This window comes from Rubellimicrobium roseum (assembly GCF_006152145.1).
Lineage (GTDB): Bacteria > Pseudomonadota > Alphaproteobacteria > Rhodobacterales > Rhodobacteraceae > Rubellimicrobium > Rubellimicrobium roseum.
This window is the reverse complement of sequence record NZ_VDFV01000041.1, coordinates 22855-34395: the sequence shown is the minus strand read 5'-3', so window position 1 is coordinate 34395 and position 11541 is coordinate 22855. Positions and strand designations below refer to the sequence as shown.

Sequence of the window (11541 nt, the reverse complement as noted above, 5' to 3'; positions counted from 1 at the left end):
ATGCTGATCAACACTCTTCAGCGCCCGAGGCTATCTGCGACATGGCTCGGCGGAGCTCCTCCGCCGCGGCCGCGCCCTCGGCGATGCCACTGGCCAGCTCTTCCGTTGCTGCCCCTATGCGCTCCGCGATTCTATCCTGGCGTGCGCGCACCCGATCCCGCGAGCGGGATTGGTCGCGTGAGGGCTGATCCGCCACAGCTGGAACGCGCCCCGGTTCCTGTTCCCTGCTAGGATCCGAGGTTTTCTTGAGCGGCATGCGACTCCTCCGCCGGCTGGATCGACGCTCGCGCTAAATGGGCCTACGTCTCATTCAGACACAAGGGCGAAGTCGCTGCGTAATACGCTGCACCAAACGTTGCGATGTCAGCGCCGGCGTTCGGTTCAGCAACAGAACATCCCCCCGGTCCTGGTGTGGCGGCCGGGCTAGCTGGGTCGATCCGCTCTGGAGCCGCATATCCAACAAGCCCCCGAGGTTATCGCCGCAGGAGCTTTCGGTGGTGGTCGTCGCCCAGGCACAGGGTCAACTGTTGGTGGCTGCGGGGGCTAGATCCCACCGAGAGTTGCCGCCCTCAGATGCAACGAACCCACGCCACTTGGGGTGCGGGGGTTCAGATCTGGTTGCGGGGGCAGGATCGGAACTTTGGCGAACGGCCCGGCTCCGGTTGCGCTCTCGCTGAATGGACGCTCCGGGCGGGAGCCGTGCAGGTCATCTTGTCGCGGCAGCAAGACTGGCCAGGACGAAGTCGGCCCGCTCTGTCACGCTGACCCTGGGCAGGTGAATGACTTCGTAGCCCAGGGCCGGACAGGCGACGAGCAGTCGCTCGTATTCGGCCACCGCCTCATCCATCCCATGGCGCCGCTCGCTGTCAGTCCGGTAGATCCCCGGCCAAGGCGGAGCCATAAACACCCGCTGGTGGTACCTATCAGATGCAAGGCTTTCGACCGCTGGTGTTCCTGTCAGGTGCTCCAGACCCACGGCTGCATCCACGAGACCCCGGTCGAAAAAGGTCCACCCCTCCAGATCTGCTGCCGCTGTATGATCCTGCCGAGCCATCTCAAGCGCCCGACGCGCAAACGCGACCATGTCGATCCAAGGCAGAGCCGAGCCGCCGCTCGCAAGCTCCTCCGCGACGATACGGCGGCCGGGCTCCTCCACCACCCGATGTCCCCGAGCGGCAAGCTCCGCAAGGAGCGTCGACTTGCCGCCACCGGAGCAGCCCGTGAGCAAGACAAGCTGGTGGTGCCCCATGATATTCGCAGTCCTTCATGCTGACATCGGCCAATCTGGCCAACAACGATGCTATTGGATTCACGAGCGCAGTCTCCTCGCGCGGCACCGATTGCGATGGCTGCGGGCAGGAACCGCTTTCTCCGGTTTGTCCGTGCGGGCCGGCCCGGAACAGACATGGGAACGGAGCAAGACCTATGAAGGAGCCGGGATGGGCACGCCCATGCTGCCCGGGATTACCGGACGCGCGACAGGGCCGGGTAAAGGCTATGTGATAGGTTCGCGCGGTGACCTGACGGCCGGCGACGATCACTCATGGTGCCGGCGCTCATCCTCTGGAGCAAGGGAGTTGCGAGAAGAGATCTTGCAGCTGACTGTCGGACTCTTCGCGCTGCGCTGGACCGTTCGCACCCAAGAGACTCTCCTCTTCCGGCGGCGTACGTTCCAGCTGTGCGACAAGGACGCGATTGGAGCGATCCGTGACCCTGAGGCGCCAGGCGGCCGGATCCGGAGGGAGCGCCCGAACCATCGGGGCGTCCTTGCGCTCGATGAAGCCTACACGGATCGAGGTCACCCCATCGTGCCAGACCTCGACCGCGTTCGGATCATGTGGGTTGTTGTCGACGGGGCGCAGGCGAAGGAGATCCCCTGGTACGATGCGCGCGACCAGTTCGGGGCGCTCGACATAGGGCAGACCCACAACGGCCAGATGCGAAGTCAGGAGATCGGCCGATCTGTGGTCCACAGCACGGCGCGTGGCCCGGAGAAGGTCCGGGTTGTCGATGGGCTGGGCTTCGCTCCAGGTCCTTGGGCTCAAAGTGCGCGGCGCGACAAGACGCCCGATCGCCGTCTGCACGTCGGCCGGCATCCCCGCGAGACGCGCGCCATGGGCGAGGTCGAGATCTCGGCTCCTCACCGGCGCGCCCGCGAGATCATTGGCCCAAAGGACAAGGACCTGATCGACGAAGGCGCAGAACGCCGTCTCGAAGACGAGGTTGAAGTCCTCGAGCGCCGGGAGGTGGTGGCGCTGCGCGTAATCCTTGACCGACCAGAGCCCATTGCGACTGACCGTCAGGCCGGCTGGCGCGGCGTGACCCAGGTGAAGGAACGGCGGGCGCTCATAGGCGAGCTCGTCACGGAAGACCTTGAGGTCCATCTCGAAGGCCTCGATGCCGACGATCGGGGAGCCGAAGCCCTCGTCCGGCAGGGCAGCGCTGAGGAAGGGGACCGTCAGAACGGGCGTAGACGCGACGGGGTTTCCGACGCCGAGCGTGCGACGGTAGATCGCGCGCAAGGTGTCAGGCAGGGGCACGCCGCAGTGGAGGAAGACGGCCTCGACGAGATCAAGCTCCTCGTCGGTCGCGCCACGTAGGATGCCGTAGGAGCTCTCCGGGTCGCGGTGCTCGCTGAGAGCCGCGTGGGCACGCAGCAGCCGCTCCAGGGCATCGAGGGCGGCCTTGCGTGTCCGCACGCGAGGCGCGACGGATGCTGCTTCTCCAATGTCGAGATCCATGAGCGCTGAGCTTCGATGCGAGGCCAGTTTGGCCTGTTGATCACCAGCTCCTGATTACCATCGTGACTCTCGTCATGCACCGCTACTCGAAGCCGCAGACCTCGAAAGGAACGAAAGTTCCGGCCCGCCAGACCCAAAGGAGCGGCGGCGGAAAGGGCGCCGCGATCTCGCGGCTGCCCTCAGGCGTCTTCACACGACCTCGGCCCGACACGAGGTCCACATCGCAGGTCTCCCCTGCATCGAGGTCCAGCGGGTCGTACCAGCCATAGCTCACGGCCGTGACGCGCAAATCACCGTCATGGTGAGCGATGGTGATCGTCTCGGACCAGCGATGGCGCCCATAGCCGTCGTTCATGGCAGTGAGGAGGAGCGTGTCCTCAGGGCCGATGTCGAGTTCCGGCCGGCCGGCATCATGGTTGCCCTGCCAGACGACGCCCTCGACCACTCGAACTTTACCTGCCGTCTGCACGACGAGATCAGCCGAGTTCGAAGGGTCTGCGGCTTCGGGGTCCTCAAGGAGCAACGTGTAGAGTTCCTCCACGCCGTCGCCGTCCAAGTCGGCCCGCACGGACGGCCCCGGCTGCTGCGCAAAGGCCGGTGCGGCAAGAACCATGAGGATTGCGCTCAGACGGATCATGGGACCACCCGGCTGTCAAAGCAGATGTTGCCTATGGGAAGGAGCAGTTCTAAGGCACGCCACTCCCAGAGCAGCGGGGCCGAAGGAGCCACAAGCGCGAACGGACCTTTATCGGTTTCGGCGACGCCCTTGCCGGTGGGCAGGTTGAGGTCGCAGTGTCCCAAGGACTCGAAGTCCATCGGGTCGTAGAAGTCGTAGGTGTAACCCGCGACGCTCCAGTCTCCTTGGCGATGGGGGTGGTCAGTGTCATGCGGACGCGGTCCCGTCCCAGCCCCTCGTTCATGGAGGGGAGGAGGACTGAACCGGTCTCGCTGATCCCCAGGCTCGGCCGCTGTCCTGCGACAGGACCGACAAATGCGGAGCCGGGGACGAGCAGCTCCCAGCCCACTCCGACGCCACGAGATCGCCAGTCTCTCACAGAATGTGGGTCTCCTGCACGCCATCACCGTCAAGGCCGGCGTGTATCCCGGTCAGGAGTTCCGGCCCCTGCGCCAAGGCGGGAGAGGCCAATAGGAGGCGACAAAGCGACAAGGCACGCATGAACGGATCCCGAGAACGCCGCAGACTCCTGCGGGTGATGGCAGTCCGGAAGATCCCCTTCCCGCTCTATCTGTCCACGGCGGGAAACCTGACCTACGCCGCGGGCGCCGCTCGGCGGACAGCGAATGGCCTCACACGCGTTCGTCAGGGCTGGAAGGCCGAACACCGTAAGCCGCATAGGCGCTCTGCATCCGCTCCTCCACGCTGCGGTCGGGGAAGAGGCGATAGCTCGGGGCCCAAATCCGCTCCACTCTCTCGATCCGAACGTGAATGGCGTCATGCACCGGGAAGTCGGCGCCGGCTTTCCGCAGGAGGCCTTCCGCCAGCTTCGTGAAGTCTGGAGCATCTCGGGGAATGACGGTCGCCCGACCGATCAGCTTGAAGCCACGCTGCCGGAAGACGTCGATGAAGCTCACGCAGACCTGCGGGTTTCGGGCAATGTTTCGCATGGAGCCCGGCGATGCGATGTTGGCGATCAGGAGCACGTCGTCGCCGTAGGGACAGAAGATCTCCTTGGGCGAGACATTGGGCACCATATCCTGATCCACCGTGGCGAGCCAGCAGAGCACGGCCCGATCGAGGTCCTCCAGCACAGCTCTTGTCAGAAGCGTCCTGGCTGCCCTTGTTGGTTCCGCAACGTGCATTGGCTCGCTATCGTAATCCATCCTTCGACCTCCTTCATCGGCGATGATCTGGTGGCTACGAGATAGTCTCAAGCTTACGTCTCCGGGAGGCCGCCATGCGGGAGCGCGACGCCTCTGTCCTTGTCGTGGGAGCCGGACCCACCGGTCTCGTGCTGGCCCTGGTCCTCGCCCGAATGGGGGTGGCGGTCCGCATCGTGGATCGGAAGCCTGGTCCCTCCCGCGAGTCCCGCGCACTCGGAGTGCGGGCGCGCACGCTGGAACTCTACCGCGCCCTCGGCCTTTCCGACCGGGTGGTGGCTGCGGGGCTCCTCATGAAGGCCGGTGAGGTTTGGGTTGAGGGCCAGCCCCGGGCTGTCCTACCTCTCGGGCGCATGGGCCAGGGGATCAGCCCCTTCCCTTACCTGCTCATCTACCCTCAGGACGCCCATAAGCCCATGTTGATCAGCGCCTTGGCCGAAGTGGGCGTCGAGGTTGACTGGCACACGTCGCTCCTGGGCTTCACGCCGGACGCGGAGGGCGTCACGGCCAGCTTGGAGCGCGACGAGCAGCCCGAAGTGATCCGGACGGATTGGCTCGTGGGGGCTGATGGCGGTCGGAGCACAGTTCGGGAAGGCTTGGGGATCGCCTTCGAGGGCGGCACGGCCGAGGGGCTGTTCTACGTGGCCGACGTGCAGGCTCACCGCCTCGGGGGCACGGCCGTCCTGGGCTTCGGGACCCACCGCTTTGCGGTTCTGTTCCCGCTGCCCGAGGGCCGGGCCCGGTTGATCGGGATGGTGCCGCTAGGCTCAGAGGCGGACGGCCACATCGATTACGAGGATGTGGCACCCGATGCCCGGTGCCTGACAGGGCTTGAGGCCCCGGAGGTGGCCTGGTTCTCGACCTACCATGTCCGCCACAGGGTTGCCGCCCAGTTCCGCCACGGGCGCTGCTTTCTGGCTGGGGATGCGGGGCACGTCCATTCGCCTCTGGGCGGACAGGGCATGAACACCGGCATCGGAGATGCGCTGAACCTCGCTTGGAAGCTCGGGGCGGTTGTGCGGGGCGAGGCGTCAGCCGCGATCCTTGATAGCTACGAGCCCGAGCGGCTGCCCTTCGCGCGAAGGCTTGTGGCCACCACGGATGCCGCCTTCCTGCGGGTCGCGGACGACAGCTGGGTGGGGCGGACCACACGAACGCGCGTCATGCCCGCTGTTCTGGCATTAGTGTCCCGGCTGGGCGTGCTGGGCCCCCTCATGTTCCGCACCATCAGCCAGACGCGGATCTCCTATCGGGACAGTCCCCTCTCTGACGGGCGCTGGGGCCGGCTCGCGGCCGGGGATCGGCTGCCCTGGCTCAAGAGCCAGGACAACCACGCGGTGCTGAACTTCACTTGGCAGGTGCACGTGCACGGGGAGGCCGGGCCTGAAATTCGGGCCTGGGCCGAGGCGCGGGGTCTGCCCCTGCACGTCTGGCCGTGGGACGCGGAGGCCCATGCGGCGGGATTGCGACGCGATGGGGCGGTGCTCGTGCGACCCGACGGACACATCGGCTGCCTGAGCAACCGCACCGCTGCGGCTGCCGTCGAGGCTTACGCCAAGCAGAGGGAGCTGTCGTTCAAGAGCGTATCGAACCGCGCGTCACCGTCCTAGCTTCGAACTTCTGACATGGGCTGTGATGGTGGTTCGAATGTGGTTGCGGGGGCAGGACTTGGACTCTGGCGAACAGCTCGGTTAGGGTTGAGCTCTCGCTGACGTCAATCAAGGCGAGCGCTGTCCAGATCATCTTTCCGCGGCAACAAGGCTGGTCAGGACGAAGTCCTAACCCGCCCTCAACGGCCCTGCACCATGTGCGCGACGCGCTCGATAGCTGTAGCCACCTGTTCCGGCACAGCGTGGTGAACCATGTGTCCTGCTCCGGGGACGATGTGCAGGTAACTGGACGACAGCTCCTGGGCGAGGGCGACCGACTGGTCGTCGTGCCCGATGATACGGTCAGCATCCCCGGCCATGATTTCCACTGGCAGGTGGAGGCCACGATACAGGTCGCGCATGGCGAGGGCGGCTGGAACCATGAACGCTGCTTCCTCAGCCGTGGCGCGAATCTGCGACGGCCGAAGCATGAGCTCCTTGGGGAATTCGGCATCGAAGCGAGCCGGGATCGAATGAGGCGCGAACATCTGCTTGATGGCTGGCCGCAGGATCAGCCGCCCGAATAGTGGTGAGACGGTGTAGCGCAGAACGTCGCCGATCAGCGGCACGGCCGGTGGGGCGAAGATCGGCACATCCAGCCGTGCTGTCGGAAAGTAGTAGCCGGACAGCAGGACGAGGCCACGCAGGGCCGTCGGATCCTGAAGCGCCAGAGCCGTCGCAACCATCGTGCCCCAGGAATGGCCTAGCACGACCGGACGCTCGATGCCGAGTTGCGAGAAGGCTTGGCGAAGGAGGCTGGCCTGTGCGTCAGGCGTCCACAACCGGTCGCGCGACCTCTCGCTGTGCCCGTAGCCGGGTCTGTCGAAGGCGATCACCCGGTGCGACCGGGCGACGAGGTCAAAGAGGCCGCTGGATAGGAAATCCTCAATCGCCGTGTTGTTGCCGTGCAGCAGCACCACCGGCGAGCCCTGTCCCGCCTCCAGATAGTGGAGGCGGATACCCTCAACCTCGACGAACCGGCCCAGCGGTGGGTTCGCCTTCTCGGCTTGGCGAGCCTGATAGATGTTGAACAGCGCCGCGCCTGCCAGGGCCGCTGCCGCGCCGGCGACAACTGTGGTCCCCGCCGACGGCCTGTAGCTGCCAATCTGCCCGGCCGACGTGATGACGCTGCGGGGGCGTGCGCGGGATTGCTGGTCGCTCACTGAGTATCCTTGGAATGCTGTGAAGACGATCAGCGCCTGCCTAGGCGCTACGAGGCCTAACCGTTTCCATCACTACTCGTTCCGAGCCCGTAGGTAGCCCACGGGACGCAGGCGTGATCAGCTGCCGAGAGCGGCATGACGTGCCGGGAACCAGTTCACGCGTTAGTGGAGCCTCCATGGCTGTCCCGGCGGCAGATCTCGTCGAGAAGCTCGTAGCCCGCCTCAGCGAGGAGATCGCGCGCCTGCCCGATGGTGTCAGCATCCCCTCACCCTCAGAACGTGGCCCTCCTGCGAGCAGCCGGCTTCTCGGACGTCGAACTCTCTATTCCGCCCTCACGTTCAAGGGCTGGATCGGCATCAGGGCCTGACTACTGGAGACGATGCGGCTCTTCGATCCCGCTCCCCTTCAAACGTGAAGAGCAGTGACTTGGTCCTTGACAGCAAGCTCTCCCGACCCGCTGTTTAGGAGGAGCTCATCGCCTTCAAGGGACTTCCCGCCATCTTGCTCCCTGGAAGCTCTGGTGTCCTTGGCCGGCGGAAGGCCGAACAGCCGCCCATACTCGCGGGTGAACTGGGGCACGCTTTCGTAGCCGACCTCAAAGGCGGCGCGGCTCGCGGACAGGTTCTCGGTGCGCATAAGGCGGCGCGCTTCCACAAGGCGGAGGTGCTTTTGGAACTGCAAGGGCGAGAGCGAGGTCACGGCGCGGAAGTGCTGATGGAACGACGACGGGCTCATGCCGGCGATGGAGGCTAGGTGCCCGACGCGAATGGGCTGAGTGAACTCGGCCCGCAGCACGGCCACGGCGCGGGCGATGCGGCTCACATGGGCGTCGGGCCGGCCCAGGCGCTGGATGGCTGTCCCATGCCGGCCCGCGAGGAGCCAGTAGTGAAGCTCGCGCAGGAGTTGGCCTTGCAGCACTGGCAGGGAAGCCGGGCGATCGAGCAAGCGCAGGAGCCGCAGGGCCGCGTCCGACACCTCGGCTTCGGTGGGCTCCGACCACAGGGACCGCTGAAGGTAATCTGGCGGGCCGGACACCGAGGTCCGCATCTCCATCGTGAGCTCGGTCAAGGTCGCGAGGTCGAGGTCGATCACCAGAGCCAAATAAGGCTCGGCCACGCTGGCCTTGGTGATCTGGCTTCGTGTCGGCACGTCAGCGCTGATGACGAGCGAGTCGCCCGCGTGCATGACGATGTCCTGATCCCCTAGTGTCACACGTTTGCTGCCTTGGACGACGAGGGCGACCAAGGGATGGAAGATCTCGTACTGGATCTCGGTCGGGGCCGTCGCACGAACCACTGTGAGGCCAGGGATGGGCAGGCGTGCGATCCCGGCCGGGTCGGCATGTGCCTCGACAAAGCGGTGGAGGGCGTCGCGGAGATCGAGGTGCATGGACACGAGTGTAGGCATTGGGACCCGCCTCCGCAAAGGGAAGTCGGAGGAATAGGCAAGAACAATTAAGGATCCGGCAAATTCGGGAGCGTGTCTTCGGCGATGTTGGGTACATCACCTCATCGGAGACACAATCATGACCACCATCACCCTGATCACCGGCGCCGGCCGCGGACTTGGCCGCAACACCGCCCTCAGCATCGCCCGTCGTGGGGGTGACATCATACTCACCTACCGATCGAGCGCGAACGAGGCACAGGCCGTCGTGGCGGAGATTGAGGCGCTGGGCCGCAAGGCGCTCGCCTTCCAACTCGACTCCGGCGACGTCTCGGCCTTTCCGGCCTTTGCCGAGACCCTTCGCACAGTATTGCGCGAGACCTGGGGACGCGACCGGATCGACGCCATCGTCAACAACGCGGGCCACGGCGAGTATGCCATGATCGCGGACACGACGGAGGCGCAGTTCGATAGTCTCTTCGATGTTCATGTCAAAGGCCCGTTCTTCCTAGTGCAGGCGCTGCTGCCGCTCCTCGCCGATGGCGGGCGCATCATCAACATCGGCACGGGCCTGACCCGCGTCTCCTATCCGGGCTTCTCGGCTTATGCCGCCGCCAAGGCTGCAAGCGACATGCTCACCGTCTACATGGCGCGGGAGCTGGGCGCGCGCGGCATCACCGCGAACTCGGTGGCGCCCGGCGCCATCGAGACGGACTTCGGCGGCGGCCTCGTGCGCGACACGCCCGAAGTCAACCGCCAGTTTGCCGGGCTCACCGCACTCGGGCGCGTGGGCGTGCCCGACGACATCGGCCCCATGATCGGGAGCCTTCTCGGCCCGGAGAACCGCTGGGTCACGGGTCAGCGCATCGAAGTCTCGGGCGGCCAGGTGATCTGAGGCGCGAAGCTCGCAGGACTGGCGCGGAGGTCGGCACCGCCGATGCCACCCTCATCCCCAGCAGACCCAACGACACGGCCAGCCCGCCTGGCTGGCCGTGTCATCTCGCGGCAACGCTCAATGCGGCGGCGGTAGGAACTCGGAGTGGAAGCGGGCGGCCAGAGACAGCGCCAGCGCCCGCTTGGCCGTGACCTCCTCGGGCGAAAGCGCCGGGGCGGGCGCGGTGCGCGAGGGCAGCGGGTCACCCACGGTCTCGAAGTACTCCTCCTGGCCGGGGCCCACGCAGAGGCACAAGAACCGGGCCGCCGTCGCGGACGCCACACGGAAGCCGTGCGGGGCGTTGGCTGGGATGTTCAGGCTGTGGCCGGCTTTGAGGCGCATGGTCTCGCCCCGGAAGGTCACCTCCAGCTCGCCCTCAAGGACGTGGAACATCTCCTCAAAGTCGTGGCGATGCGGGGGCGGCCCGGAGTTGGGCGGCACCAGCATGTCGATGAGGGCGTAGGCCCCGCCGGTCTGGCTGCCCGAGAAGAGGATCGTGTAGGTGCCTGGTCCGATGGCGAGGTGCGTGAGACCGGGCCCGTCGGGGTCGACCAGGGTCGCGCCGCGCGACAGGTCGTCGGCGGGGAGTGAGGCAAATGTGGAGGTTGTGTCGGCCATGGTGGCTCCCTGTGCTTGGGGGTTCAGGCAGGGGTGAGATCGGCGATAGCCCTGCTAGTAGAGACGTTGACGAGGATGGTTGTGGGGATCTTCCGAGGAGCTGGTTCCGATGAGTCCAATATCGGTGGATCAACGATGATCCGACAGGCTCGCAATTGGGACGGCGTGTCTCGCCAGCGGGACATGCTGCCAGCAGCCGGATGCTGGTCCAGGCACCGAGGCCGTTCCGCCCTGCCCCGCATTCTGTTAGCCTCGGCCCACACCGTCCCAGCTGTGGAACATCCATGGACTTGCTCGCCCTTGCCGACTTTGCGCTCGTCGCCCGCCATGGCGGTTTCGGCCGGGCGGCGCGCGCTGCTGGTCGTCCCAAGGCGACCCTGTCGCGGAGGGTGGCCGAGCTGGAGGCGAGCCTGGGCCTACGTCTTCTGGAGCGGGGCTCGCAGACGCTCAAGCTGACCGAGGAAGGCCGGGCGCTGTCGGAGCGGGCCGGGCGCCTGCTACTCGAATTGGAGGAGACGGCCTCGGCCATCGCCGCCGGGGGCGAGGCGCCGCGGGGGCGGCTGCGGATCAGCGCCCCCCTCCTGTTCTCTCAGACGGCGATGGGCCGCATCGCCGGCGAGTTCGCCCGCGCCTACCCCGAGGTCCGCTTGGAGGTCACGACCGAGGACCGCCCCGTCGACATGATCGAGGAAGGGTTCGACCTCGTGATCCGGGTCAACCCGGACCCCGATGAGAGCCTCGTGGGCCGGATCTTCCTGCGCGATCGCCTCGTCGTCGTCGCGACCCCGGACCTTGTGCGGCCAGCTGCGGGCCAGCCGGTCCCTGCGGTGGTGCGCTCGGCCGCCGACCGGCAGGCGTGGCAGGTCAGGACTCCCGGGGGGCACAAGACGATTGCCGTCGATCCGGTGGTCGCCCTTTCATCGATGATCATGGTTCGTGATGCGGTGCGGGCGGGCGCAGGGGCCGCACGGCTTCCACTGTCGCTCGTCAGCCACGACCTGGCTCGGGGCACGCTTGCGCACTGGGGCGACGTCGAGGGGCCGGAGATCGCGCTCTGGGCGCTGTACCCGAGCCGGCGCCTGCTGAGCGCCCGCGTCTCGGCTTTCCTCGAGCACCTGAAGGCGGCCTTCCCGCAGGGCACCCCCGACGAGCTGGCCGCCTATGTCGAGCGCTGACGCTCCGGGCGGCCCAGGCGGACCGGCTCGGACAA

General features: G+C 66.4%; 10 protein-coding genes. 3 read left to right on the top strand and 7 right to left on the bottom strand.

The features are described 5' to 3' along the window. Positions 1 to 706: 706 nt before the first annotated feature. The 4 genes from FHG71_RS18320 to FHG71_RS18305 all read right to left on the bottom strand — a co-directional run bounded on the left by FHG71_RS18320 (position 707) and on the right by FHG71_RS18305 (position 4511). Positions 707 to 1249: an AAA family ATPase gene (locus FHG71_RS18320; RefSeq protein WP_139083143.1), complete on the bottom strand. Its 543-nt coding sequence runs from the start codon at positions 1247 to 1249 to the stop codon at positions 707 to 709. A 307-nt stretch (positions 1250 to 1556) separates the two neighbouring features. Continuing rightward, a complete protein-coding gene (locus FHG71_RS18315; protein ID WP_139083142.1) occupies positions 1557 to 2741 on the bottom strand; it encodes an SMI1/KNR4 family protein in 1185 nt (394 codons plus the stop codon). Positions 2742 to 2823: 82 nt separating this feature from the next. Then, the gene (locus FHG71_RS18310; protein ID WP_139083141.1) at positions 2824 to 3378 is read right to left on the bottom strand and encodes a hypothetical protein; all 555 of its coding nucleotides are present in this window, start codon (positions 3376 to 3378) and stop codon (positions 2824 to 2826) included. Between the two features lie 671 nt (positions 3379 to 4049). Next, entirely contained in the window at positions 4050 to 4511 is a 462-nt protein-coding gene (locus FHG71_RS18305) for a pyridoxamine 5'-phosphate oxidase family protein (RefSeq protein WP_218014149.1), read from the bottom strand. A 146-nt stretch (positions 4512 to 4657) separates the two neighbouring features. On the opposite strand from FHG71_RS18305, the gene FHG71_RS18300 reads away from it, so the two are divergent. After that, positions 4658 to 6190 carry an FAD-dependent monooxygenase gene (locus FHG71_RS18300; RefSeq protein WP_139083140.1) on the top strand — a complete coding sequence of 511 codons (1533 nt, stop codon included), beginning with the start codon at positions 4658 to 4660 and terminating at the stop codon, positions 6188 to 6190. Between the two features lie 179 nt (positions 6191 to 6369). On the opposite strand, the gene FHG71_RS18295 is transcribed toward FHG71_RS18300, so the two are convergent. Both FHG71_RS18295 and FHG71_RS18290 read right to left on the bottom strand, forming a co-directional pair. Then, entirely contained in the window at positions 6370 to 7392 is a 1023-nt protein-coding gene (locus FHG71_RS18295) for an alpha/beta fold hydrolase (RefSeq protein WP_218014148.1), read from the bottom strand. 406 nt (positions 7393 to 7798) lie between these two features. Beyond that, positions 7799 to 8800 (bottom strand): AraC family transcriptional regulator, encoded by a 1002-nt coding sequence (locus FHG71_RS18290; RefSeq protein ID WP_218014147.1) that lies wholly within the window; start codon positions 8798 to 8800, stop codon positions 7799 to 7801. 118 nt (positions 8801 to 8918) lie between these two features. Between FHG71_RS18290 and FHG71_RS18285 the strand changes: the two genes are divergently transcribed. Further along, positions 8919 to 9674, top strand: coding sequence for an SDR family NAD(P)-dependent oxidoreductase (locus FHG71_RS18285; RefSeq protein ID WP_139083139.1), 756 nt, complete (start codon positions 8919 to 8921; stop codon positions 9672 to 9674). A gap of 117 nt (positions 9675 to 9791) precedes the next feature. Here the strand turns inward: FHG71_RS18285 and FHG71_RS18280 are convergent, their stop codons facing one another. Beyond that, positions 9792 to 10331, bottom strand: a complete 540-nt coding sequence (locus FHG71_RS18280) for a cupin domain-containing protein (RefSeq protein WP_139083138.1) — start codon at positions 10329 to 10331, stop codon at positions 9792 to 9794. 284 nt (positions 10332 to 10615) lie between these two features. Here FHG71_RS18280 and FHG71_RS18275 point away from each other — a divergent pair, with 284 nt between their 5' ends. Then, positions 10616 to 11506, top strand: a complete 891-nt coding sequence (locus FHG71_RS18275) for a LysR family transcriptional regulator (protein WP_139083137.1) — start codon at positions 10616 to 10618, stop codon at positions 11504 to 11506. The last annotated feature ends 35 nt before the right edge of the window (positions 11507 to 11541 follow it).